This is a genomic window from Nocardia sp. NPDC058480 (assembly GCF_042720495.1).
Lineage (GTDB): Bacteria > Actinomycetota > Actinomycetes > Mycobacteriales > Mycobacteriaceae > Nocardia.
In genome coordinates, this window is the sequence record NZ_JBHXMN010000004.1 from 460,010 (window position 1) to 483,548 (window position 23,539).

Below are 23,539 nucleotides of genomic sequence, written 5' to 3' on the forward strand. Positions count from 1 at the left end.
CCATCGAAAGCGCGAATTCAGGCGCAGCCCTTGCTATTCGAATCCGAGCGAGAGTACGGTTCTCGCATTCGGAAGGGAGATTCTTGTGAAAACAGCGGTGGTCACCGGGGGCGCGTCCGGGATCGGGCTCGGCATCGCCGAACGGTTGCGCGGCGACGGGTTCCACGTCGCCACCCTGGATCTGAACCCGTCGACCGAGGACGACTTCGCCTTCCGGGCCGATGTCACCGATCCCGAACAGATCGCGGCCGCCCTCGACGCGGTCCGCGCGAAGTTCGGCCCGATCGCGGTGCTGGTGAACTCGGCCGGACTGGACGGCTTCAAACGCTTCGGGAAGCTGTCGTTCGCGGAGTGGCAGCGGGTGATCGATGTGAACCTGCACGGCGTCTTCCACACCATCCAGGCCGTGCTGCCGGACATGGTCGAGGCCGGCTGGGGCCGCATCGTGAACATCTCCTCATCGAGCACGCACTCGGGCCAGCCGTTCATGGCGCACTATGTCGCGGCCAAGTCGGCGGTCAACGGCCTCACCAAAGCCCTTGCGCTGGAACTGGGTCCGTCCGGCATCACCGTCAACGCGGTGCCGCCCGGGTTCATCGACACCCCGATGCTGCGCAAGAACGAACAGGCACAGCGCCTCGGCGGCACCGTCGAGGACCACATCCAGCGCACGCCCGTCCGCCGGGTCGGCACGCCGGCCGACATCGCCGCGGCGTGCGCCTTTCTGATCTCCGAGGAAGCCTCCTACATCACCGGGCAGATCTTCGGGGTCAACGGCGGACGCAACACATGAGCATCGAACACCCCGAACGAGAGGAACTCCCATGGGACGCGTAGCAGGCAAAGTCGCCTTCGTCACCGGAGCGGCACGCGGCCAGGGCCGCAGTCACGCGGTCCGGCTGGCCGAAGAGGGCGCCGACATCATCGCCGTGGACATCTGTCACGACATCGACACCATCGGTTACGCGCTCGCGCGGCCCGAGGACCTCGAGGAGACGGCGCGACTGGTGGAGAAGGCCGGGCGCCGGATCCTGACCAGGCAGGTCGACGTCCGCGACGCCACCGCCCTGAAGACGGTCGTCGCCGACGGCGTCGCCGAATTCGGCCACCTCGACATCGTGATCGCCCAGGCGGGCATCGCCGGGATGAAGGGCACGCCGCAGTGGCAGGCCTGGTCCGATGTCATCGACACCAACCTGATCGGCGTCATCAACACCATCCAGGCCGCACTGCCGCATCTGCGCGAAGGTGCCTCCATCATCGCGACCGGCTCGGTCGCGGCGCTGATGGATATCGCCAAGGTCGACCAGCCCGGCCGCGATCCGGGCGGCATCGCCTACGTCGTCGCCAAGCGCGGCCTCTCGGAGTACGTGCACCACCTGGCCCTGCACATCGCGGCACAGCGCATCCGCGCCAACGTGATCCACCCGACCAACTGCGACACCCCGATGTTGCAGAGCGAGCCGATGTACCGCTCGTTCCGCCCCGATCTCGAGCACCCGACCCGCGCGGACGCCGAGCCGGCTTTCGGTGTCCAGCAGGCGATGCCGATTCCCTTCGTCGAGACCCGTGACATCAGCGACGCCGTGCTGTTCCTGGCGTCGGACGAGTCGCGGTTCATCACCGGAACGCAGCTGCGCGTCGACGGCGGCGGCTATCTGAAGTGGTACGAGTACCACATCTGAGAGGAAGATTCATCGTGAAGGTCCAGGTCGATGCGCAGCGCTGCCAGGGGCACACGCTGTGCGCCATGATCGCCCCGCAGGCGTTCGAACTCAGTGATATCGACGGCCATTCCGCACCGGTCGACGAGCAGGTGCCCGCCGATCAGCAGGAACAGGTGCGCGAAGCCGCGCACTCGTGCCCCGAGCGGGCGATCTCGCTGGCCGAACAGTAAAACGTCACCCAGAATCGCGCCAGCGCGCAGATCTGATCGAGGAGGAAACCTGTGGCGGCGGAGAGCACCCCCGCGTCCGGGCGGCCGCTGCCGCAGCTCGGCCCGGACAACGAATTCTTCTGGACCGCGGGCGCCGACGGTGTCCTGCGGGTGCAGGAGTGCCGATCCTGTGCCGCCCTGCTGCACCCGCCGCAGCCGGTGTGCCGCTACTGCCGCGGTCACGAACTCGGGGTCCGTGAGCTCTCCGGTCGCGCGACGCTGATCGCGTTCACGGTGAACCACCGCTTCGCCGTGCCCGGCCTCGACCCGCCCTACGTGGTGGCCACCGTCGCGCCGGTCGAGGACACCCGGGTTCGGCTGACCACCAATATCGTGGCGGCCGAACCGGATTCGCTCGAACTCGGCATGCCGGTCGAGGTGACCTTCCAGCCCGACGGTGACGTGTGGCTGCCGCTGTTCCGCCCGGTCGCGGGCGATCCGGTCGCGCTGCCGGTGGACGAGATCGCTCCCGACGCCTATGCCGCGCGTATCCGTCCGATGGTGCGCAGCGACAAGTTCGAGGACCGGGTCGCGCTCACCGGCATCGGGATGTCGCAGATCGGCCGCAGGCTGATGGTGCCGCCGCTGTCGCTGACCGTGACGGCCTGCGAACGCGCGGTCGCCGACGCCGGACTCACCTTCGACGATATCGACGGGCTGTCGTCCTATCCCGGTGGCGGCAATCTCGGCGGGTTCGGCGAGGGTGGGGTGACCGCGCTCGAAGCCGCGCTCGGCATCCGGCCGACCTGGCACAACGGCGGTATCGAGACCTTTGGCCCCGGTGGTTCGGTGATCGCCGCGATGACCGCGGTGGCCGCCGGGCTGGCACGGCACGTGCTGTGTTTCCGCACGGTCTGGGAGTCCACCTTCGCCGAGCACATGAAGGCGGGCCGGATCACCGCGAGCGCAGGCCGCACCGCCAGCTGGCTGACCCCCTTCGGCGCCACCTCCGCCGCGCACACCCTCGCGCAGAAGGCGCAGCGGCACTTCCACGACTACGGCACCACCCGCGAGACTCTGGGCTGGATCGCGCTCAACCAGCGCGCCAACGCCGAACTCGACCCGACCGCGGTCTACCGCGACCCGATGACCATGGACGACTATCTCGCGGCCCGCCCCGTCACCAGCCCGTTCGGGCTCTACGACTGCGATGTTCCGTGCGACGGCGCGGTCGCGGTGATCGTCTCCGCGGTCGACACCGTCGCCGATCTGGCGAGCACCCCGGTGTTCGTCGAGGCGGTCGGCACCCAGATCGTCGAGCGCATCGAATGGGACCAGAGCACGCTCACCCACGAACCACAGGTCCTCGGCCCGGCCGCGCACCTGTGGACACGCACCGACCTACGGCCGCGCGATGTCGACGTGGCCGAACTCTACGACGGCTTCACCTTCAACTGCCTGTCCTGGATCGAGGCACTCGGGTTCTGCGGAATCGGCGAGGCCGCGGATTTCCTCGACGGCGGCAAGAACATCGCCCGCGACGGGCTGATCCCGGTGAATACCCACGGCGGGCAGCTCTCCCACGGCCGCACCCACGGCATGGGTCTGCTCCATGAGGCCATCGCGCAGTTGCGTGGCGATGCCGGTCCACGACAGGTGCCCGGCGCCCGGGTCGCGGTGGTGTCCAGCGGCGGGCTCACCCCCGGCGGTGCGATGTTGCTGCGCGCCCGGTGACGAGCGCGAAGGAAAGCGAGACGACGTGACCCTCACCCACTCCGAACTCCGTGCCGTCGGCGACGACGACGCGCCCGCGACCGTCGTCACCGAGGTCGACGGCATCGCGGTGTCCGCGCTGTTCGCCGAGTCGCCCACGCCGCGCGCGACACTCATCGCCCTGCACGGCGGATCGACGACCTCGGCCTACTTCGACTGCCCCGGACATCCCGAGCTGTCGCTGATCCGGGCCGCGCACCGGCTCGGCTACACCGTGCTCGCACCGGATCGCCCCGGCTACGGCGCTTCCGCGCCCTTCGCCGACCGGCTGATCCCGGCGGCGGTCCGGGTGGACCTGATGTTCGAGGCAGTGGCGGCCATCCTGGGTGACCGCCCGCGCGGTGCCGGGGTGTTCCTCACCGCTCATTCGGCCGGCGCGGAGCTGGCGATGCGGATGGCGGGCGATTCCCGGTTCAGCGATCTGCTCGGGGTGGAGCTGGCCGGCACCGGCTACCGCTATCACCCCGACGGCGCGGGCATTCTGCGCACTGTCGGCCCCGATTCCCCGCGACCGCCGGGTGTCGGTGACCTGATCTGGAATCCGCCGCGGCTCTATCCCGCCGACGCGCGCCGCGGCGCGTCGATCGCGGTGCCTGCCCCGCCGTCCGAGACCGAAGCCGTCGCCGACTGGGCGACCCAGGTCTTCCCGGCGCTGGCCGCCGGAATCGGGGTGCCGGTGCGGTTCTCCGCGGGCGATCACGAGCGGGTCTGGCGCAATGATGTTGCCGCACTGGCCGAGGTGGGCGCGCTGTTCACCGCCGCGCCGCGGGTCGTGCTCAACCTCCAGCCCAACACCGCGCACAACATCAGCGTGGGCAATACCGCCGCGGCCTATCACCTGGGTCTGCTCGCCTTCGCCGAGGAATGCCTGGTCTCCGCCGAGCACGGCGAGTTCACCGGTCCTACACCACAATTGGACGGCGGCACGGTGCCGCCGGAGAGGTGAATGCGATGGACGCGACCGATACTGCCCTGCTCCTGCTGCGAGTTGTGGTGGGCGCGACCATGATCGCGCACGGGGTCAACCACTGGCTCGGCGGCGGAAAGATCGCCGGTACCGCCGGGTGGTTCACCGGGCTCGGCCTGCGCAACGGTGTGCTGCAGGCATGGGCCAGCGTGGTGACCGAGATCGGCGCGGGCGTGCTGCTGGTGCTCGGGCTCGGCACACCACTGGGCGCGGGCGCGGTAGTCGGCGTCATGCTGGTGGCCGGGCTGCTCGCGCACCGGAAGAACGGGTTCTTCGTGTTCAAGGAGGGGTACGAGTACGTCCTGGTGCTCGCCGTGGCGGCGATCGCGCTGGGCGCGCTCGGGCCCGGCCGTGCCTCCCTCGATCACGCCTTCGACAGCACCGTCACCGGTTGGGCGGGCGGACTGCTCGCACTCGGACTCGGTGTCGCCGCGACCATCGGCTTGCTGGCGGCGTTCTATCGCCCGGCACCGGCGCACGTCGCCGACAGGGAAGTCGACAGAGAGGAGGCGCGCTGATGCGCGTCGGATTCATCGGATTGGGCAGTCAGGGCGGGCCCATGGCGCGGCGCATCGTCGAGGCCGGCTTCCCGACCACGTTGTGGGCGCGCAGGTCTGCCTCGCTCGAGCCCTATGCCGACACCGCGGCGAGTGCCGCCGACTCCCCCGCTGCCCTCGGTGCGGCCGCCGACCTGGTGTGCGTGTGCGTGGTCGGTGACGCCGATGTCCGCGAGGTAGTCACCGGCGAGCACGGCGTGCTGGCGGGCATGGCCGCCGGCTCGGTACTGGCCGTGCACTCCACCGTGCATCCGGACACCTGCCGCCACTTGTCGGAAATCGCCGCGCGCCAGGGTGTCTCGGTCGTCGACGCACCGGTGAGCGGCGGTGGTCCGGCCGCCGCCGATGGCCGGTTGCTGGTGATGGTGGGTGGGCCCGGCGACGCGGTCGAGGCCGCCCGGCCGGTGTTCGCGACCTACGCGAACCCGATCGTGCACCTGGGCGACGTGGGCGCCGGACAGTTCGCCAAGCTGCTCAACAACCTGCTTTTCACCGCGAATCTCGCCACCGCACAGGGCACGCTGCGCCTCGGCGCCGACCTCGGCCTCGATATCGCGCGGCTCGGGGAGGTCATCACCCACGGAACCGCCGACAGCTTCGCGCTCGGCCGCGTCGTGGCCTCGGGCGGCACCCTCGACGGCTTGGCCGAACGCGCGGGCGACCTCCTGCGCAAGGATGTCGGCCTGCTCGCCGCCCTCGCCGCCGCCGCGGACGCGGAACCGGGAATCGAACTCGACGCAGCCGATGCCGCCCTGACAGTGATGAAACGGGAACGCACCGCACTGCCGCGCTGACGACCCGGTGGTCAACTGACTCCCCTGACCGGCTGCCCACCTGCTCGCGCACCGACGATTCGATGATCGACCGCGTCGTCTGTCCGGCTACCCCACCTGCTGGCGCACCGACGGTTCGGTGATCGACCGGGCCGCCTGTCCGGCTACCCACCTCAGGCGTCGGGGCGACCGATACACCCGTCCAGCCGATCACCGCGCTGTCTCACCAATTGCGCGGTGATCGATGGGCCGACCAGCCCGGCCTGCCATGGGCGGAGGACACCGGAACTCCTATTGCCCGATCGACTCTCAACCGACCGAGAAGGAGAACAGGATGCGTGTGGGATTCGTGGGCGCGGGACGGATGGGCCTACCGATGATCGCCCGGCTCGTCGGCGCTGGGCACACCGTACTGGCTGTTGCGAGGACTGCCGAGGCGCACGCGGGGGTGGCTGCTGTCGGCGCTTCTCCTGTCTCGTCCGTCGCCGAGGCGGCCCGCGATGCCGAAGTGCTGATCGTCTGTGTGTTCAGCGACGACCAGGTGCGCGAGATCTGTTTGGGCGCAACCCTTCTCACTGATCTGCCCGCCGGCGCACTCGTCGTCGTGCACACCACCGGCAGCCCGGAGACCGCCGCGGCCATTGCGACCGCGGCCGCCGACCTGGTTATCGGCGTGGTCGACGCCCCGGTGAGCGGCGGCCCGCACGATATCGCCGCCGGCACACTCACCGTCTTCCTCGGTGGGTCCGGCGCCGATGCCCACCGCGCGACCGAAGTTCTCGGCGCCTATGCCGATCCGGTCCTGCACGTCGGTGGGATCGGCGACGGTCAGCGCGTGAAGCTCGTCAACAATGTCCTGTTCGCGGCGCAGATCGGCCTCGTCGCCGACGCGGTGCGGCTGGGCACCGTCCTCGGCCTGTCCGAGCCTGCCCTCCTGGCCGCGCTGCCCCACGCGAGCAGCAGCGGCAACGCGATCACCCGGATCGCCGGCCGGGGCTCGGTGGACCAGTTCCGCACCACCGCAGGCGAATTCCTGCGCAAGGACATCGCGGTCGCCACCGAGGTCGCCACAGCACTCGGCGCGGACCTCGGCCTCCTCGAAGCCGCGATCCGCGCCGGTCTGACACCCTCCGCGCCGGTCTGACACCGTCGGCGCCGATCACCCCGTCCTGAGCCCGGGTCACACCTGGAGAGGGGCTCCGCTGCACCGCAACGGAACCCCTCACCTCACTCCACGACGATGGCCTGCTCCGGGCAGGCCGACACCGCTTCCTCCACCGCACCGACCAGATGGTCCGGCACCGCACCCGCGGCCGTCTCGGCATAGCCGTCCACGTTCAGCGTGAAGACCTCAGGGCACAACCCCAGACACGCGCCGTGGCCACGGCAGCGGTCCGCGTCGACGGTCACCTTCATCAGGCCTCCTCGGTGTCGAATTCCAGGTGCAGCGAGGTGAGCCCACGCAGGATGAAGGTCGGCAGGTAGTTGTACCGCCGCTCCTCCACGGGCCCGTGCACCGTCTCGTCGATCCGCAGATCGGTGGTGCGGTCCAGCAAGCGCTCGATGGCGATCCTGGCCTCCGCGCGCGCCAGCGGCGCACCGGGGCAGGTGTGCGTGCCACGTCCGAAGGCGATGTGCTGGCGGGCATTCGAGCGCGCCGGATCGAAAGTGGTCGGATCGTCGAAGCGGCGCGGGTCGCGATTGGCCGCACCGTTGACGACCATCAGCACGGTCCCCACCGGCACCTCGGTCCCACCCACCGTCGAGGTCGTCTTGGCGAGCCGGAAGTCGCCCTTCACCGGGCTCTCCATCCGCAGCGACTCCTCGATGAAGTTCTGGATGTGGCTCTTGTCCGCGCGCAGGTACTCCTGGATGTCGGGCCGTTCGGCGATCAGTTTCAGTGCCGAGCTCAGCAGCCGGACCGTGGTCTCCTGACCGGCCGAGAAGACGTTCGCGGCCACCCGCACGACATCGAGGACCTCCGGCTGCGACCCGTCCGGGAACGTCGCGGTGGCCAGGCTGGTGAGCACGTCGTTGCGCGGGTTGCGGCGGCGGTCCTCGATGTAGGCCGAGAACTTGCTGTACAGGAACTCGATCGGGTTGTGCGACATGCCTTCACCCTGTGTGGAGCCCACGCTGGCACCTTCGCGGTGCGGGTCGCGCTGCAGGGTGTGCAGGAACTCGTCCTGGTCGTCCCTCGGCACGCCGAGCAGGTCGGCGATCACGTACAGCGTGAAGGGACCGGCGAATTCGCGCATGCAGTCGCCGCCGGTGACCAGGTAGTGGTCGAGCATGCGGTCGGCGATCGACCACATCGCCTCCTCGTTCTCCTTCAACCGCTTCGGCGTGATCAGCCGCATGAGCAGCGCACGGTGGTCGGTGTGGGTCGGTGGATCCAGCGTCGGCAGCTGATCGCTCATCGGCAGGCTGTCGCGATGCTCGGCGATCACCGCGTCGACATCGCTGTTCTCGTCCAGCGGAACCGGGAATCCGGGGAACGGACCGGTGACGGCGATGCACGAGGAGAACCGGTCGACATCGTTGTAGACCTCGAGTGCCTCGTCGTAGCCGGTCACCATCATCACGTCGTGATGGCGCTCGCGGGTCACCGGGCATTGCTCGCGCAGCGAATCGAAGTAGGGGTACGGATCTGCGACCAGCTCCTGTCCTAGGAAGAAGTCCAGATCCTGGAAGTTGTTCACCACGCGACGGGTCCCTTCGAGATTCCGGTCGACGCCACCCAGCGAATGTTGGTGCCAGTCGACTTCCGTGATTGAGAATAAGCCTCTCACATGTGAGTATGAGATTTCCACACTGCTCGCTGCGCGTCAACCGGAGGACCGACCTCATGCCCCACGATCCCACCGCGGACCAGCGGTTTTTTCAGATGACCACCCGCGAATTCCTCGCGGGCACCGTCCCGACCGAGACCGTGCGCGCGCTCGCCGACGCCGGAACCGGCTTCGATCGGGACTGGTGGCGACGCGGCGCCGAACTCGGCTGGACGGCGATGCTGGTACCCGAAAGTCTCGGCGGCGGTTCGGTTTCCGGGCATCCGATGACCGAGCTGGCCCTGGTCGCCGAGGAACTCGGCCGGGCCGCCGCGCCCGGCCCGTTCGTCACCACCACCGCGGCGCTGGCAGGCCTGCGGGCCACCGCCGATCACCTCGCCGAGACGGTCGCCGCGATCGTGGCCGGGACGCTCCTGGTGACCTGGGCGGTGTACGAGCCCGGTGCGGGTTTCGGTGTGCTCACCGGCGAGGCCGGCGGCACCCGGGCGGTGCCCGCCGGTTCCGGCTACCGGCTGACCGGGGTCAAGGATCGGGTGGAGGCGGCCGATCAGGCCGACCTGTTCCTGGTCACCGCGACCGGTCCCGACGGCCCGATCCAGCTGCTGGTGCCCGCCGAAACGCCGGGCGTGACCGTCAGCCCGACCTGGACCATCGATCTCAGCCGGCGCACCGGCAAGGTCGTGTTCGACGACGTCGTCGTCGGCACCGACGCGGTGACCCACTCCGGCGCCGCGGCAGTGGCCGCGGTGCGCGCGCAGGCGGGCGCCGCCGCGCTCGTCACGGCAGCGGAGTCCGCCGGTGCGGCCGAGCACGCCCTCACTCGCACGCTGACCTGGCTGTTCGAGCGCTACACCTTCGGGCGACCGCTGGCCTCGTACCAGTCGCTCAAGCACCGCATGGCCGACAACAAGACCTGGCTGGAGGCCTGCCGCGCCACCGTGTTCGCCGCGGCCGCCGCCTGGGACGCCGAGGCGCCGGAGACCGACGAGTACATCAGCATCGCGAAATCGTATGTGGGCGCGAAGGCTCCGGTGATCGCCCAGGACTGCGTGCAGTTGCACGGCGGGATCGGCGTCACCTGGGAGCACGATCTGCACCTGTTCCTCCGCCGGATCACCCTCGGTCGCGCGCTGTACGGCACGCCAGAGGAACACCGCCGCCACATCACCGATCTGCTCGACTCCGCGGCATGACCGCGTCACCTCAGGAAGGCATCGTCGTATGACCACCGACATCGAGACCGTCGAGGAATTCCGGCTCCGGGCACGGAACTGGCTGCAAGCGAACATGTCCGCGGCACCGCCGACGACCGCCCCCGCCGATACCGAGGAGGCGTGGCAGCGGGCTCGCCGGTTGCAGCGCCTGCTCCACGACGGCGGGTTCGCGGGGATCTGCTTCCCCACCGAATACGGCGGTCTCGGCCTGAGTCCCGAGCATCAGGAGGCCTTCACCGAGGAGTCACTCCCCTACGAGATGCCGCTGCTGCTGAACGTGCCGACGCTGGCCATCTGCGCGGCCAGCCTGCTCGATCTCGGCACCGACGAGCAGAAGCGAGCTCATCTGCCCGCTGTGCTGCGTGGTGACGAGATCATGGTGCAGTTCCTGTCCGAGCCGCGAGGTGGCTCGGATCTGGCGGGGCTCACCTCCCGCGCCGACCGCGACGGCGACCAGTGGATTCTCAACGGCTCCAAGATCTGGAGTTCGGGCGCCTACGCCGCCGACTACGGCCTGTGCCTGGCCCGCACCGACTGGTCGGTGCCCAAACATCAAGGGCTGACCCTGTTCCTGGTGCCGGTACACGCCGCGGGCGTCACGGTGCAGCGGATCAAGCAGGTCACCGGTTCCACCGAGTTCTGCCAGGAGTTCTTCGACGACGTGGTGCTGCCCGCGGACGCGGTGGTCGGGCGGGTCGACGGCGGCTGGGAAGCGGCCTCGCGCTTGCTCTTCCACGAACGGGCGGCCCTCGGCGGCACCTCGCCCTACACCAGCGGCGCCCGCCCGCACCTCGGCGGCGAGGCCGACCAGCTGCTGCGCTTGGCGAAGGCGACCGGCCAGTCGGCGGACGCGCGCGTGCGCGAGGACATCGGTGCGGCACGCGCCATGAACGTGGTCCGCGACCAGCTCATCGCCCATGTCACCCGCGCCATCACCACCGGCACCCTGCCACCCACCGCAGGCGCGATCCCCCGCCTGTTCTCCGCCGAGAACGCCTGGCTACAAACCGACACCGCCCTGCGCATCGCGGGATCCGACGGCGCGACCTACACCGCGGGCGCCGAGGCCGACACCGAAACCGTCGGCTTGGACTACCTGTTCCGCGCCGCGTGGAGCCTGGCGGGCGGCAGCACCGAGATGGCGCGCAATGTCATCAGCGAACGGGTTCTCGGCATGCCACGCGAGGACAGCGCCGACCGTGATGTGCCCTTCGATCAGGTGCCCCACGGTCGATGAGGTCCGGGTGAGCGGCTGCGCGTTTCCGATGCGGAGCCGCTCACGGGCGCTGGGTCAGTGGCCGGTCCAGCGCGGAGTTCGCTTCTCCGCGAAGGCAAGTGGCCCTTCCTGTGCGTCAGCGCTCTGGTAGCAGGGCACCGAGGCGTGCCGGGCCGCCTGGAGCGCGGCCGCGCGGCCCATCTCGGTGGCGAGCATGACCGTGTCGCGGGCCGCGCGCACCGACAGTGGTGCCGCCTCGGCGATCTCGCGGGCCAGTTCCAGTGCGACGGGGAGCAGGTCGGCCGGTTCGGTGAGGCGGTTCACCAGGCCGATCTCGTAGGCGCGGCGGGCGTCGATCGGCTTGCCGGTCAGCAGGATCTCCATCATGATCCGCTGCGGAATCATGTGGATCAGCGGTGCGGCCCATGGCGAGCTGCGGCCCACCTTCACCTCGGTGACGGCGAAGCTCGCCTCGGTCGAGGCGACGCACAGATCGCAGGCCTGAGCGATCATCCAGCCGCCGGCAAAGGCGGCGCCGTTGACCGCGGCGATCGTCGGTTTGCTCAGTTCCACGGTGTCGTAGGGCACCGGGAACATGTCGCGGGGCGGGACCGTCATACCCGTGGCGACCATCTCCTTGAGGTCCCCACCGGCGCAGAAGGCGCGGCCCACACCCGTGAGCACCGCGACCCGCAGTGCCGGGTCCGCCTCGAAACGGTCCCACGCCGCGAACAATCCGGCTCGTACGTCACGGGCCAGGCAGTTGCGGGTCTCGGGACGGTTCAGGGTGATGACCGCGATCCCGTCCGGCCTGGCCTCGAACAGCACCGCGTCCTCGGACATCAGAATCCTCTCCGCTGGATCTCGTGGGCCGCACGGTCCAGCTCGTCGCGAAAGTCGGGGTGCGCCACCGCGATCAGCGCGCGGGCGCGTTCGGACAGTGTCCGCCCGGCCAGCGCGGCAGCACCGTATTCGGTGACGATCACGTCGACGTCACTGCGCGCGGTGGTGACCGGCCCCGACAGCGCCGCGCAGATCCGGCTCACCGTCCCGCGCCGGGCGGTGGACTGCAACGCGATCACCGACCGCCCACCCGGCGACCGCAGACCCGCGCGCACGAAGTCCACCTGCCCGCCGGTACCACCGAAATACGCCGTGCCGCTCTGCTCGGCATTGACCTGCCCGGTGAGGTCCACCTCCACGGCCGAGTTCACCGTGACCAGGCGGCTGAGTTGCCCGAGCACCGCCGGGTCGTGGGTATAGGCGCTGGTGCACATGCGGATCAGCGGATTGCGATCGGCGAACCGGTAGAGCCGCTCGGTGCCGATCAGCGCGCCGGTCACCGAGACCCCGCGATCGATCTCCTTGCGCGCGTTGGTCACCACTCCGGTCTGCACCAGATCGACCAGGGCGTCGCCGATCATGCCGGAGTGCACACCGAGATCGGTACGGTCGCGCAGCAGCCGCAGCACCGCGTCCGGCACGGCGCCGATCCCGACCTGCAGCACCGTGCCGTCTTCGACGAACTCGGCGACGTTGCGGGCGATCGCCTCGTCCACCGGCCCGATCGCGGCGGCGGTGACCCGCACCGGATCCAGCGAGGCCCGGATCGCGTAGTCGATGTCGGTCGCGTGGATCCGCTCACCCGCGGTGCGCGGCACCCGGTCGTTGACCTCTGCGACTACCACCCGCGCCGCGCGGATCGCCGACTGCACATGGTCACTGATGAGGCCCAGGCTGTGCGTGCCGTCCGCGTCGGCAGGCGCTACCTGAACGAACGCGACATCACAGCGCAACTCACCGGCCTCGATCATCGGCCCGACCCGGCTGACATGGCACGGCACCACACTGAGCAGATGCTCCGCCGTGAGCCCCCGCAGCGCACCGATCGCCCCCATGCTCACCGGCTCGAACACCGCCGCCGCGGCCGGCGTCAGCAAGCCGGAGAAGCTGGTCGCGATGAACAGCGACAGGTCCGCGATCTCGCCACCCTGTGCGATGAGCGCCTCGATCAAAGTGGTCGGCTCACCACACGCCTGCCCGGCAACGATCCGGTCGCCGGGCCGCAGAATCCTCCGCAGGTCGATTTCGGCGGCCGACAGCAAGGCGGTCATTCGGCCACCCGCGCGAGAACGCCGAATCGCACCGGGGACGCGCCCCAGAGATCAGCAGTGCCTGCACCTGGAAAGCTGAACCGGGGCAGCACCGATGCCACACCCCGGCCAATCGGACCCACCTGCCAGGGACAGCCGAGCCTGCCCGCAGGAACACCGTCGGTGCGGCGGGCGGTCATCGGGCCCACCCGCCCGGAACGGCCGAGTCGGAACGCGTGCGCGACTCGGTGGTTGATATCCGCGCTGTCCCCGGGACGGCCGAGCGGAGCTGGTCGAGGACCGCTTCGGTGTCGGCGCCGAGTCGTGGTGCGGGACCGGCGATTCGGCCCGGGGTGCGGGAGAAGCGGGCGGGTGGGCCGGGGAATCGGACGGGGCCGTCGGCGGTGTCGACGGTCTGGAAGAAGCCGACGGCCGCGAGGTGTTCGTTGTCGAAGAGGTCGTCGAGGGAGCGCACCGGTGCGGCCGGGATCTCGAGGGAGCGCAGGATCGTCAGCCACTCCTCGGTGGTGCGTTCGGCGAAGGTCTCGGCGAGGCGGGCGTAGACCACATCGATCCGGGCCGCGCGCTGGGCCAGGGTGGCGAATTCCGGTCCGGCCCAGGGCGGTTGGACGGCCGCCACGAACGCGGTCCATTGTTTGTCGTTGTAGACCAGGGCCGCCAGATAACCGTCGGCGGTCCGGTAGGGCCTGCGGTCCGGGGTCACCGCTCGCGGGTAGGCCGCGGGGCCGAGCGGCGGGGTGAACATGGCACCGTTACCGTGTTCGACCAGCATGAACGCCGCCATCGTTTCGAACATGGCGACCTCGACCTCCTGGCCATCGCCGGTTCGCTCCCGATACAGCAACGCCATCGTGGTGGCGTACACCGCGGTCAGCCCGGCGACCTTGTCGGCGATGATGCTGCCCACGTATCCCGGTGTGCCGGTGAGCATTTCCTGCACGTAGGGCAGCCCGCACGCGGCCTGAACGGTGTCGTCGTAGGCGGGCAGCCCGGAGTCCGGCCCGCCGCGGCCGTAGCCGTAGCAGTTCGTGTAGACGATGGCCGGATTCAGCGCGGCCACCTCGGCGTACCCGAAACCGAGCCGCTCGATCGCCGCCGCCCGCATGGAGTGCACGAAAACGTCGGCCCCGGCGATCAGTTCGCGCAGGGCCGCCGCGCCGTCCTCGGTCCGCAGGTCGAGGACCACACTGCGTTTACCCCGGTTGACATTGACGAAGACCCCGCTCATTCCCGGCTCCGGACCCACGGAGATGTAGCGGGTGTCGTCACCGCGCGGCGGTTCGATCTTGATCACCTCGGCGCCCATGTCGGCCATGATCTGCGTGCAGTACGGGCCCATCACCATCGCGGTCAGGTCGACGACCCGAATCCCTGCGAGCGGACCTGTGTGTTCCATCGCGTCCCCTTTCGACCACCACCCGATCGGGCTATCTGGTGAATCTTTGCAAGGATAGTGCTATCAAGGAAGTCGTGGACAGCTTCACCGGCAATATCCGTGCCCCGCGCCCCATCGCGACCGTGCTCGACGATCCGCTGCGGGAGCGCCCCGGCGCGCCCGCGATCATCGCCGCCTCGGGGACGTGGAGTTACGCCGACCTCGACGAACAGGCCGCTCGCGCTGCGGGAGCGCTGTGGTCGCTCGGTGTCCGGCCCGGCGACCGGGTCGCCGCCTGCCTGCCCAACGACCTCGCCGTCGTCGCCGCGTTCCACGGCGCGCAGCGCATCGGAGCGATCTGGACCGGCATCGGAGAAGCGAATTCTCCTGCTGAGCAACAGTACCTCCACGACCTGTGCGATCCCGCTGTCGTGCTGGCCGGTCCCCGCTGGGGCGCGAGCTCACCGCACGCCGTACACCCCGACCACTGGGCAGACCTGGTCCCGAAAGCCGACCCCGCACCCACCCGCACCCACGACATCGACGCGCCCGCGGGCATCGCCTTCACCAGTGGCACCTCCGGGCGACCGAAGGCCGTGGTCCACAGTCAGCGCAATCTGCTACTGCCCGGCGCGGTCGTGTCGGCCACCCGCGGCTGGGGCCCTGACCTGCGCCGCGGCGACAGTTTCCCGCTCACCATCTTGAACATGATGGTGCTGTCCACCCTGACCACGGCTCAGGTCGGCGGGTGCGCGGTGATCATGGACCGCCGGGATGTCGACGGAGTCGCCGAGTGGATCGCCGCTCATCGGGTGACGGTGTGGAACGGCGCCCCCGCCCAGCTCTACGACCTGGCCCGCAAGCCCGACGCGAATCTCGCTTCACTGCAAGAGGTCTGGAGTGGCGGCAGCGATACCCCAGACACGGTCCGCACCACCTTCGCCGCCGCCCACCACGGCCTCGTCCCGCGCACCACCTACGGCCTCACCGAGGCACCAACGGTCGTCGCCATCGATCCGCCGGGCACCGACTGGACGCCGGGCAGCAGCGGCCGGGTCCTCCCCCACCTCGATGTCGCCGCCTACGACGACGAGAACCGGCGACTGCCACCGGGTTCCCTCGGCGAACTCCGCCTGGCCGCCGCCACGCACGGACCCTGGGCAGGACTCTGGCGCCCCACCCTCGGGTACTGGTCCGACGGCGCCGTACATCCACCGGAACCGGGCCCGTTCGCCACCGGCGACATCGGCACCGTCGACGATGAGGGCCGCCTGTCGGTGCTGGACCGCAAGAAGATGGTCATCATCCGCGGCGGCGCGAACGTGTACCCCCTCGAGGTCGAACGGGTGCTCGCCACCCACCCCCGGGTCACCAAGGTCGCGGTCTGCCCTGTCCCGGACGAAAGGCTCGGCCAGAAGGTCGCCGCTGTCGTCGAAAGCGACAGCGGCACCGTGGATTTCGATGAGCTGGCCAGGCTGTGCCGACGCGAGCTGGCCGGGTACAAGGTCCCCGAGATCTGGGCCAGGGTGGACGCACTACCGGTGAACGCCATGGGCAAGGTGGAGCGGACCGGGCTCACCGCACTCGTCACCGCCCAGCAGGAGAACCGATGAGCGACAAGCGCGACAAGGCACTCGAACTGTTCGATCTCACCGGCCGCGTCGCCGTGGTCACCGGCGCGTCCTCGGGACTCGGCGCCGCCGTGGCCGAGACCCTCGCAGGCCTGGGCGCCCGGGTCGCGGTGGTGGCCCGGCGCGCCGATCGGCTCACCGAACTCGCCGACCGCGTCGACGGACTCGCCGTCGTCTGCGATCTGGCCGACCCGGCGCAGATCGCCACCGTGGCACCGCGGGTCGCCGACCGGCTCGGCGCGCCGACGATCCTGGTGAACGCGGCAGGCAACCGCTTCACGACGGCACGCGCCGAGGACGAACCACTCGATGCCGTGCAGCACACCCTCGGCCTGAACCTCGTTGCGCCGTTCCTGTTGGCGAAGGCGCTGTTTCCGCATATGCGCGACGCGGGCGGCGGGTCGGTGGTCAATGTCTCCTCGATCAGCGGCCGGGTCGGCGTCCCCGGCATTCCGCAGGCGTCCTACGCGGCGAGCAAGGCCGGATTGTCCGGGCTCACCACCGAACTCGCGGTCCAGTGGGCCCGGCATTCCATCCGGGTGAATACCGTCGCGCCCGGCTTCTTTCGCAGCGAGATCACCGACAGCCTCTACGACAGCGAGCGCGGCGCGGAGTACCTGCGCCGCAACACCCCCCTCCCCCAGGAGGGCACCGCCCAGGACATGCTCGGCGCCATCACCTGGCTGGCCGGTGACGCCGCCCGCTACGTCACGGGGCAGACGATTGTGGTCGACGGCGGCTGGACCGCCCGCTGACGACACCGCCCGTTCCGGGCGATTGACACCGAACACTCCCGATGAAAACATATCCATACCAACGCGAGAATTATATTCTCGCAGGAGAGAGGGGTAATCCCCATGTTCTCGGCCATCCTTATCGAGAAGAGCGGAACGCCACCCGAAGTCAGCGCGACCACCGTGTCCGACGACGCGCTACCCGAGGGCGACGTCACCGTCGACATCGCGTACTCCACGCTCAATTACAAAGACGCACTGGCCATTACCGGAACATCACCGGTGGTCCGTTCGTTCCCGATGGTGCCGGGCATCGACCTGGCCGGGGTCGTGGCCGAGAGCAGTCATCCGGACTGGTCGGCCGGTGACAAGGTCGTGCTCAACGGCTGGGGCGTCGGCGAGACCCACTGGGGTGGCCTCGCCCAGCGCGCCCGCGTCCGCGGCGACTGGCTGATCGCCCAGCCTGCGGCTTTCACCGCCCGCCAGGCGATGGCGATCGGCACCGCCGGGTACACCGCGAGCCTGTGCGTCGAGGCACTGGCGGGTCACGGGCTGCTCCCGGCCGACGGTGAGATCCTGGTGACCGGCGCGACCGGCGGCGTCGGCAGTGTCGCGATCGCCCTGCTCGCCGCCGCCGGGTACACGGTGGCCGCGGCCACCGGAAAGCCCGCCGAGGCAGGCTATCTGAAGGATCTCGGTGCGAGCACGGTGATCGACCGGGCCGAACTGGCCGAGCGCGGCAAGCCGCTGCAGAAGGAACGCTGGGCGGGTGTGGTCGACGCCGCGGGCAGCCACACGCTGGTGAACGCGAGCGCGCAGGTCCGCTACGGCGGCGCTGTCGCCGCGTGCGGTCTGGCCCAGGGCATGGACCTGCCGGGCACCGTCGCCCCGTTCATCCTGCGCGGGGTCACCCTCTACGGCGTCGACAGCGTCATGGCGCCGGCACCGCGCCGGATCCGGGCCTGGGAGCGGCTGGCCCGCGACCTCGATCCCGCCACCCTGGACACCATCGCCACCGAGGTCCCGCTGAGCGAGGCGATCGCCGCCGCGAACCGGTTCATCGACGGCACCGTGCGTGGCCGTCTCGTCGTCGACGTCAACCGCTGAACAGGAGTATCCGTGCCAACGAAAAAGCGCAGCGCCGCAGTCGAACTCGACCTCAGCGATGTCGAGCACCGAGTCGGGCAACCGATCGGCGGCGGGCAGCTGTGGGATCCGTGCAGCACCTCCGACATCCGCCGCTGGGTGATGGCGATGGACTATCCCAATCCGCTGCACTGGGATCAGGAACTCGCCGGGGAGTCCCGCTACGGCGGGTTGATCGCACCCCAATCCATTGCGGTCGCACTGGATTACGGGCACGGCGCGGCACCGGCGTGCGTCGGCCGCATCCCCGGCAGTCACCTGATCTTCGGTGGCGAGGAGTGGTGGTTCTACGGAACGCCGGTGCGTCCCGGCGACACCCTGTTCCAGGAGCGCCGTTTCCACGACTACAAGGTCGCGGAGACGAAATTCGCGGGGCCGACCATGTTCTCGCGCGGGGACACCACCCATCGCAATCAGCATGGCGCGCTCGTCGCGCGCGAGCGTTCGACCGCTATTCGCTACCTCGCCGAGGAGGCGACCAAGCGCGGTATGTACGACAACCAGGTCGGTGAGATCAAGCGCTGGACGGCCGCCGAACTGGCCGAAGTCGACACACTACGCACCGAGTGGCTGCATTCCAATCGCCTCGGCGTCTCCCCGCATTTCGACGAGGTGAAAGTCGGCGACAAATTGCCGCGCCGGGTGATCGGCCCGCATTCCATCGCGAGTTTCACCACCGAATACCGCGCCTTCCTCTTCAATATCTGGGGCACGTTCGGCTGGGTCGCGCCCGAGGGGATCGCGGATCCGTGGGTGTATCAGGATCCGGGCTGGACCGAGGGTTTCGGATTCGACGAAGAGGGCGCCAAGATCGATCCGCGGTTGCGTGACGGGCTCTATGTCGGCCCCTCCCGCGGTCATATCGATGCCGACAAGGCCGGCGAGGTCGGCATGGCGCGCGCCTACGGCTACGGCGCGACGATGGGCGCCTGGTGCACCGATTATCTGGCGTACTGGGCGGGCAACGACGGCATGGTGCGCCACACCAAGGCCGATTTCCGGCTACCCGCCTTCGAGGGCGACGTCACCTATTTCGATGCCGAGATCATCGGCAAACAAGCCCATTCGACCTGGGGTGCCCCGCTGGTCGAGGTGGAACTGAAGCTCACCGACCAGAACTTCGGCACGCTCGTGAAATGCGTGGCCGAGGTCGAACTGCCGTTCTGAGAAAGGTCGACGATGACCGAGGAAGTTTCGGACCGGGCCGTCGCGTCCGGTCCACCACTGGCCGAGGAATCCGGGCTCGGCGCACTCACCCTGCCCGGTTTCCTGCGGGAGGTGACTCGGCTCTACAGCGAGCGGGAAGCGCTCGTCTTCCACGACGGCACCGATGTCACCCGCTGGACCTATGACGAGCTGTGGGAACAGTCCGTCGCGGTGGCGCGCGCGCTGCGCGCCACCGGGGTCGGCAAGGACAGCCGGGTCGGCGTGCTCATGACGAATCGACCGGAATGGCTGGCTGCCGTTTTCGGGACCGCACTGGCCGGTGGCGTGGCGGTGGCGCTGAGCACGTTCTCCACGCCCGCGGAACTGGAGCACCTGCTGGGGTTGTCCGGTGTTTCGGTGCTGCTGTTCGAACGTGCCGTCGCCGGTAAGGATTTCGCGGCAGTTCTCACCGGACTGGAACCGGAGATCGGTACGGCGGCTCCCGGGGCGGTGCGGTCGTCGGCCTACCCGTTCCTGCGCCGCCTCGCCGCGGTCGGCGCACCGGTGGACGGTGGCGCGATCGAGACCTGGGACGCGTTCGTGGCCGCCGGGAATTCCGAACCGGTCGAACTCGTCGAGGCCGCCGCGGCCACCGTGTCACCCAGCGATACCGCCGTGCTGTTCTTCTCCTCCGGAACCACGAGCAAGCCCAAGGGAGTTCGGAGCGCGCATCGCGGTGTCACGATCCAGATGTGGCGGTTCCGGCGGATGTTCGGTTTCGGACCCGACGACCACGTCCGCTGCTGGACCGCCAACGGCTTCTTCTGGTCCGGCAATTTCGGGCAGGCACTGGGTTCGACCCTGGCCGCGGGCGGGTCGCTGATCCTCCAATCGACCTTCGACGGCGCGGCGGCACTGGAACTGATGCAGTCCGAACGGGTGAACTTCCCGGTCGCCTGGCCCCATCAGTGGGCCCAGCTCGAAGGCGCGCACAACTGGGCGACCGTGGATCTGAGCACCCTGCGGTTCGTCGACGTCGACTATCCGGCCGCCCGTCATCCCACGGTGACCACCACCTGGACCGAGCCGGGACACGCCTACGGCAATACCGAAACCTTCACCATCACCACGTGTTTCCCCGCCAACACCCCCGAAGACACGATCGCGGGCAGCAGCGGCGAACCGCTACCCGGCAATACGATCAAGATCGTCGACCCGCTCACCGGGGCCGTCCTGGCGCGCGGTGAACGCGGTGAGATCTGCGTCAAGGGCCCCACCCTGATGCTCGGCTACGTCGGCATCCCCCTCGACGAAACCCTCGACGCCGACGGCTATTTCCACACCGGCGACGGCGGATACCTCGACGAAGTCGGCAGGCTGTACTGGGAGGGCAGGCTCACCGACATCATCAAGACCGGCGGCGCGAATGTCTCCCCACTCGAGGTCGACGAGGAGCTCAACCGCTATCCGGGTGTGAAAGTCGGCCGCACCGTGGGCATTCCGCACGACACCCTCGGCGAGGTCGTGGTGGCCTGCGTCGTTCCGCACGCCGACACCACCCTCGACGGCGAGGCGATCCGGGCGTTCCTGCGGGAACGGCTGGCCAGCTACAAGGTGCCCCGGCACGTGCTGCTCTACAGCGAGGACGATCTCACCCTCACCGGCAGCGCCAAGATCAAGTCCGCCGAGCTGCGCGAACTGGCCGCGGCCCGGCTCGCGACCTAGGCCGCGTTGATCAACCGGTTTCGCTGTCGGCTGGGTGAGCCTTGAACCGTGACGCGACAGGAGATCTCTGACGAGGTGTCCAACACGGCCTAGCGAGCAGTCGTCTTCAGAGTCATCGATACGTACGCGGAGAACCCGGCACGGGCGGCGAACCTCACCGGACGAGTGCTCGATTCGCTGAAACCGAGTTTCCGATAGAGGCCGAGCGCGGGTGCGTTCCTGTCCTTTATGTCGCGAAGCACGAATTCGTCGTACGGCAGCTGCAGCAGGTGCCCCATCAGCGCCGTCGCGACGCCCTTCCCCTGGCGCTGCGGTGCGGTGGTGACGAAGCCGATCTCGGCCAGACCGGGACACGCACCGTCGTACGCTCCGAGGAACTGACTCCGCACGATGAAGTAGCTGATCAGGCCGTGCAGCCCGCCGAGTCCGCGCTGCATCTCTCGACGGTTGGGCTCGAAGCACTCCTGACTGCCTTCCGTGACGGATGCGATCGCGGCGGGTTCCCCGTCGACCAGCGCCACGTAGAAGCGCTCGAGGATGATCATGTGCTCGAATGCGTCCGCGAGGGCCCGTGGGTCCTTCGAAAAATACTCGAAGTCCTCGGCGAATCCCTGAACGAGGACCTCGGTGATACGCCGGCGGTATCCCTCGCCCAGCGCGTCGCCGCGCTCGAGCTCGATGGTCACGAGGCTCCTTTTCGTATCAGCAGGCGAAGCACGAGGTCGACGCCTGTCTCGGTCATCACGCCCGGGATGACCGTTCGCATGCCGGCGATGCCGGACAACATCGCGAAGTAGTAGGCCGTCAGCTGAGCAGGCTCGCCGTCCTCGAATTGACCGGCCGCTTGACCGCGACGCACGAGAGCTGCGAAGGCGTCCCACAGTGGGCGCTGGGCGGTCGCCAGCCGCTCCGCGGTTCCGACCGGGGTATCCGTCAGAAACCCCTGGTTGATAACCAGGAAGAACTCGGCCTCGCCGTTCCCGTTCGCGAGGTCGGTCAGGAAAACGCACGTGAAGTCGCGCACCAGGGTGAGCGGATCCGCGTCACTCAAGAGCGCAGCAGACGCTGCGACCAGACCGGACGCGGCCTGCTCGAGCAGCGCGTCGAACAGCGCTTCCTTGCTCGCATAGTGGCGGTAGATCGACCCCGTGCTGAGACTGGCCTCTTCCGCGATGTGCCTGATGCTCGACGCGGTGAATCCGCGATTCGCGAAGACACGGACGGCCGCGCCCTCGATGGACTCGCGCGTCGCGTCGCGCATCGCCGCGTTCTGCTCTGGTGTTCTCGTCAACCCTGCTCCGATAGAATGAACTCTTGTTCATTATACGGGTGCGGGTGGGCACTGGATCTGGATCAAGGCCGACTTGATCAACACGGCCAAGCGCACGGAGGTTCCGGCGGTGCCGATACCGCCGGAACCTTCGCCCTAGCGCGCAGGCGCCATCGCACCGGCGAGGTGGCCGACGGTGGACGCGAGGTCACCGCAGGCCTGCTCGTACTGTCCGCGCAGGGTCGCGACGAGTTCGGCGGTGGTTCCGGCTTCGGTGATGGCGCCGATGCCCTGGCCCGCGCCCCAGACATCACGCCAGGCCTTGGCGTCGGTGCCGGAGGAGCCGAAGTTCATCCTCGAAGGGTCCGACTCGGGCAGGTTGTCCGGGTCGAGGCCCGCGGCGACGATGCTGCCGCGCAGGTAATTGCCGTGCACGCCGGTGAACAGGTTGCTGTAGACGATGTCGGACGCGGACGAGTCGACCACCATCTGCCGGTAGTCGGGCGCCACATTGGCCTCCGCGGTGGACAGGAACGCCGAGCCTACATAGGCCAGGTCGGCGCCGGCGGCCTGCGCGGCCAGGATCGACCGGCCGTGCGCGATCGAACCCGACAGCAGCAGCGGACCGTCGAACCAGGTGCGGATCTCCTGGATCAGCGCGAACGGCGACTGGGTTCCGGCGTGCCCGCCCGCCCCCGCGGCGACCGCGATGAGCCCGTCGGCGCCCTTCTCGATCGCCTTGCGCGCGAAGTGGTTGTTGACCACATCGTGCAGCACGAGACCGCCGTAGGAGTGCACGGCGTCGTTGATCTCGGTCCGCGCGCCCAGCGAGCTGATCACGATCGGCACCTTGTGCTCGACGATGACCGCCATGTCCTGCTCGAGCCGGTCGTTGGAGCGGTGCACGATCTGATTCACCGCGAACGGCGCCACCACCGCCTCCGGATTCGCGGCCGCGTACGCCACGTTCTCCTCGACGATGCGATCGAGCCAGTCACCGAGCAGCGAGGCGGGCCGCGCGTTCAGCGCCGGAAACGATCCGACGATTCCGGCCTGACACTGGGCGAGGACGAGCTCGGGGCCCGACGCGATGAACATCGGCGAGGCGACCACGGGCAGGGACAGGCGGCTGGAGAGCCACTGGGGCAGTGCCATTGAATCCTCCGAAACAGGACGGACCAGCGGCTGAGCCGCCGGGCGGTTACGTCAGTACCAGCACGGTAGGACGCA

At 69.1% G+C, this 23,539-nt stretch carries 23 protein-coding genes; 15 read left to right on the plus strand and 8 right to left on the minus strand.

Features of this window, described 5'->3' with window-relative positions; all coding sequences use genetic code 11:
* Window positions 1-85: 85 nt before the first annotated feature.
* The 8 genes from ACFWO8_RS13840 to ACFWO8_RS13875 all read left to right on the plus strand — a co-directional run bounded on the left by ACFWO8_RS13840 (window position 86) and on the right by ACFWO8_RS13875 (window position 7,090).
* Window positions 86-793 (plus strand): SDR family NAD(P)-dependent oxidoreductase, encoded by a 708-nt coding sequence (locus ACFWO8_RS13840; protein ID WP_378949603.1) that lies wholly within the window; start codon window positions 86-88, stop codon window positions 791-793.
* 31 nt (window positions 794-824) lie between these two features.
* A complete protein-coding gene (locus tag ACFWO8_RS13845) occupies window positions 825-1,685 on the plus strand; it encodes a mycofactocin-coupled SDR family oxidoreductase (protein ID WP_378949606.1) in 861 nt (286 codons plus the stop codon).
* A gap of 14 nt (window positions 1,686-1,699) precedes the next feature.
* Window positions 1,700-1,897 carry a ferredoxin gene (locus ACFWO8_RS13850; protein WP_378949609.1) on the plus strand — a complete coding sequence of 66 codons (198 nt, stop codon included), beginning with the start codon at window positions 1,700-1,702 and terminating at the stop codon, window positions 1,895-1,897.
* Between the two features lie 51 nt (window positions 1,898-1,948).
* A complete protein-coding gene (locus tag ACFWO8_RS13855; RefSeq protein ID WP_378949612.1) occupies window positions 1,949-3,610 on the plus strand; it encodes an OB-fold domain-containing protein in 1,662 nt (553 codons plus the stop codon).
* A 25-nt stretch (window positions 3,611-3,635) separates the two neighbouring features.
* On the plus strand, window positions 3,636-4,595 hold the full coding sequence (locus tag ACFWO8_RS13860) for an alpha/beta hydrolase (protein WP_378949615.1): 960 nt from the start codon (window positions 3,636-3,638) through the stop codon (window positions 4,593-4,595).
* Window positions 4,596-4,600: 5 nt separating this feature from the next.
* Window positions 4,601-5,134 carry a DoxX family protein gene (locus tag ACFWO8_RS13865; protein ID WP_378949618.1) on the plus strand — a complete coding sequence of 178 codons (534 nt, stop codon included), beginning with the start codon at window positions 4,601-4,603 and terminating at the stop codon, window positions 5,132-5,134.
* Window positions 5,134-5,967 (plus strand): NAD(P)-dependent oxidoreductase, encoded by an 834-nt coding sequence (locus ACFWO8_RS13870; RefSeq protein ID WP_378949621.1) that lies wholly within the window; start codon window positions 5,134-5,136, stop codon window positions 5,965-5,967. The genes ACFWO8_RS13865 and ACFWO8_RS13870 overlap by 1 nt, the downstream gene beginning before the upstream one ends.
* A gap of 247 nt (window positions 5,968-6,214) precedes the next feature.
* Window positions 6,215-7,090 (plus strand): NAD(P)-dependent oxidoreductase, encoded by an 876-nt coding sequence (locus ACFWO8_RS13875; RefSeq protein ID WP_378949780.1) that lies wholly within the window; start codon window positions 6,215-6,217, stop codon window positions 7,088-7,090.
* 83 nt (window positions 7,091-7,173) lie between these two features.
* On the opposite strand, the gene ACFWO8_RS13880 is transcribed toward ACFWO8_RS13875, so the two are convergent.
* Window positions 7,174-7,362, minus strand: coding sequence for a ferredoxin (locus ACFWO8_RS13880; protein WP_378928246.1), 189 nt, complete (start codon window positions 7,360-7,362; stop codon window positions 7,174-7,176).
* Window positions 7,362-8,651 carry a cytochrome P450 gene (locus ACFWO8_RS13885; protein ID WP_378949624.1) on the minus strand — a complete coding sequence of 430 codons (1,290 nt, stop codon included), beginning with the start codon at window positions 8,649-8,651 and terminating at the stop codon, window positions 7,362-7,364. The genes ACFWO8_RS13880 and ACFWO8_RS13885 overlap by 1 nt, the downstream gene beginning before the upstream one ends.
* Before the next feature lie 143 nt (window positions 8,652-8,794).
* Here ACFWO8_RS13885 and ACFWO8_RS13890 point away from each other — a divergent pair, with 143 nt between their 5' ends.
* Both ACFWO8_RS13890 and ACFWO8_RS13895 read left to right on the plus strand, forming a co-directional pair.
* Window positions 8,795-9,931, plus strand: coding sequence for an acyl-CoA dehydrogenase family protein (locus ACFWO8_RS13890; protein WP_378949627.1), 1,137 nt, complete (start codon window positions 8,795-8,797; stop codon window positions 9,929-9,931).
* Window positions 9,932-9,959: 28 nt separating this feature from the next.
* On the plus strand, window positions 9,960-11,189 hold the full coding sequence (locus ACFWO8_RS13895; RefSeq protein WP_378949632.1) for an acyl-CoA dehydrogenase family protein: 1,230 nt from the start codon (window positions 9,960-9,962) through the stop codon (window positions 11,187-11,189).
* 54 nt (window positions 11,190-11,243) lie between these two features.
* Here the strand turns inward: ACFWO8_RS13895 and ACFWO8_RS13900 are convergent, their stop codons facing one another.
* The 3 genes from ACFWO8_RS13900 to ACFWO8_RS13910 all read right to left on the minus strand — a co-directional run bounded on the left by ACFWO8_RS13900 (window position 11,244) and on the right by ACFWO8_RS13910 (window position 14,678).
* Window positions 11,244-12,011, minus strand: coding sequence for an enoyl-CoA hydratase/isomerase family protein (locus ACFWO8_RS13900; protein WP_378949635.1), 768 nt, complete (start codon window positions 12,009-12,011; stop codon window positions 11,244-11,246).
* On the minus strand, window positions 12,011-13,282 hold the full coding sequence (locus tag ACFWO8_RS13905) for an acetyl-CoA hydrolase/transferase family protein (protein WP_378949637.1): 1,272 nt from the start codon (window positions 13,280-13,282) through the stop codon (window positions 12,011-12,013). Before ACFWO8_RS13905 ends, ACFWO8_RS13900 begins: the two co-directional genes overlap by 1 nt.
* A 175-nt stretch (window positions 13,283-13,457) precedes the next feature.
* Window positions 13,458-14,678: a CaiB/BaiF CoA transferase family protein gene (locus ACFWO8_RS13910; protein ID WP_378949639.1), complete on the minus strand. Its 1,221-nt coding sequence runs from the start codon at window positions 14,676-14,678 to the stop codon at window positions 13,458-13,460.
* A gap of 74 nt (window positions 14,679-14,752) precedes the next feature.
* Here ACFWO8_RS13910 and ACFWO8_RS13915 point away from each other — a divergent pair, with 74 nt between their 5' ends.
* The 5 genes from ACFWO8_RS13915 to ACFWO8_RS13935 all read left to right on the plus strand — a co-directional run bounded on the left by ACFWO8_RS13915 (window position 14,753) and on the right by ACFWO8_RS13935 (window position 21,039).
* Window positions 14,753-16,270 carry a class I adenylate-forming enzyme family protein gene (locus ACFWO8_RS13915; RefSeq protein ID WP_378949641.1) on the plus strand — a complete coding sequence of 506 codons (1,518 nt, stop codon included), beginning with the start codon at window positions 14,753-14,755 and terminating at the stop codon, window positions 16,268-16,270.
* Window positions 16,267-17,043: an SDR family NAD(P)-dependent oxidoreductase gene (locus ACFWO8_RS13920; protein ID WP_378949644.1), complete on the plus strand. Its 777-nt coding sequence runs from the start codon at window positions 16,267-16,269 to the stop codon at window positions 17,041-17,043. The genes ACFWO8_RS13915 and ACFWO8_RS13920 overlap by 4 nt, the downstream gene beginning before the upstream one ends.
* Window positions 17,044-17,145: 102 nt before the next feature.
* Complete coding sequence (locus ACFWO8_RS13925; protein ID WP_378949646.1) at window positions 17,146-18,129, plus strand: MDR family oxidoreductase; 984 nt, start codon at window positions 17,146-17,148, stop codon at window positions 18,127-18,129.
* A gap of 12 nt (window positions 18,130-18,141) precedes the next feature.
* Window positions 18,142-19,335, plus strand: a complete 1,194-nt coding sequence (locus ACFWO8_RS13930) for a MaoC family dehydratase N-terminal domain-containing protein (protein WP_378949648.1) — start codon at window positions 18,142-18,144, stop codon at window positions 19,333-19,335.
* 12 nt (window positions 19,336-19,347) lie between these two features.
* On the plus strand, window positions 19,348-21,039 hold the full coding sequence (locus ACFWO8_RS13935) for a class I adenylate-forming enzyme family protein (protein ID WP_378949650.1): 1,692 nt from the start codon (window positions 19,348-19,350) through the stop codon (window positions 21,037-21,039).
* An 89-nt stretch (window positions 21,040-21,128) separates the two neighbouring features.
* Here the strand turns inward: ACFWO8_RS13935 and ACFWO8_RS13940 are convergent, their stop codons facing one another.
* The 3 genes from ACFWO8_RS13940 to ACFWO8_RS13950 all read right to left on the minus strand — a co-directional run bounded on the left by ACFWO8_RS13940 (window position 21,129) and on the right by ACFWO8_RS13950 (window position 23,464).
* Window positions 21,129-21,725 (minus strand): GNAT family N-acetyltransferase, encoded by a 597-nt coding sequence (locus ACFWO8_RS13940; RefSeq protein ID WP_378949652.1) that lies wholly within the window; start codon window positions 21,723-21,725, stop codon window positions 21,129-21,131.
* Window positions 21,722-22,330, minus strand: a complete 609-nt coding sequence (locus ACFWO8_RS13945; protein WP_378949654.1) for a TetR/AcrR family transcriptional regulator — start codon at window positions 22,328-22,330, stop codon at window positions 21,722-21,724. Before ACFWO8_RS13945 ends, ACFWO8_RS13940 begins: the two co-directional genes overlap by 4 nt.
* Window positions 22,331-22,465: 135 nt before the next feature.
* Complete coding sequence (locus ACFWO8_RS13950) at window positions 22,466-23,464, minus strand: NAD(P)H-dependent flavin oxidoreductase (protein WP_378949656.1); 999 nt, start codon at window positions 23,462-23,464, stop codon at window positions 22,466-22,468.
* Window positions 23,465-23,539: the final 75 nt, after the last annotated feature.

Coding starts and splice junctions, on each gene's coding strand:
- ACFWO8_RS13900 (WP_378949635.1), bottom strand. CDS start 12,011: ATGTCCGAGGACGCGGTGCTGTTCGAGGCCAGGCCGGACGGGATCGCG.
- ACFWO8_RS13870 (WP_378949621.1), top strand. CDS start 5,134: ATGCGCGTCGGATTCATCGGATTGGGCAGTCAGGGCGGGCCCATGGCG.
- ACFWO8_RS13880 (WP_378928246.1), bottom strand. CDS start 7,362: ATGAAGGTGACCGTCGACGCGGACCGCTGCCGTGGCCACGGCGCGTGT.
- ACFWO8_RS13925 (WP_378949646.1), top strand. CDS start 17,146: ATGTTCTCGGCCATCCTTATCGAGAAGAGCGGAACGCCACCCGAAGTC.
- ACFWO8_RS13950 (WP_378949656.1), bottom strand. CDS start 23,464: ATGGCACTGCCCCAGTGGCTCTCCAGCCGCCTGTCCCTGCCCGTGGTC.
- ACFWO8_RS13920 (WP_378949644.1), top strand. CDS start 16,267: ATGAGCGACAAGCGCGACAAGGCACTCGAACTGTTCGATCTCACCGGC.
- ACFWO8_RS13845 (WP_378949606.1), top strand. CDS start 825: ATGGGACGCGTAGCAGGCAAAGTCGCCTTCGTCACCGGAGCGGCACGC.
- ACFWO8_RS13910 (WP_378949639.1), bottom strand. CDS start 14,678: ATGGAACACACAGGTCCGCTCGCAGGGATTCGGGTCGTCGACCTGACC.
- ACFWO8_RS13865 (WP_378949618.1), top strand. CDS start 4,601: ATGGACGCGACCGATACTGCCCTGCTCCTGCTGCGAGTTGTGGTGGGC.
- ACFWO8_RS13905 (WP_378949637.1), bottom strand. CDS start 13,282: ATGACCGCCTTGCTGTCGGCCGCCGAAATCGACCTGCGGAGGATTCTG.
- ACFWO8_RS13890 (WP_378949627.1), top strand. CDS start 8,795: ATGCCCCACGATCCCACCGCGGACCAGCGGTTTTTTCAGATGACCACC.
- ACFWO8_RS13875 (WP_378949780.1), top strand. CDS start 6,215: ATGGGCGGAGGACACCGGAACTCCTATTGCCCGATCGACTCTCAACCG.
- ACFWO8_RS13935 (WP_378949650.1), top strand. CDS start 19,348: ATGACCGAGGAAGTTTCGGACCGGGCCGTCGCGTCCGGTCCACCACTG.
- ACFWO8_RS13895 (WP_378949632.1), top strand. CDS start 9,960: ATGACCACCGACATCGAGACCGTCGAGGAATTCCGGCTCCGGGCACGG.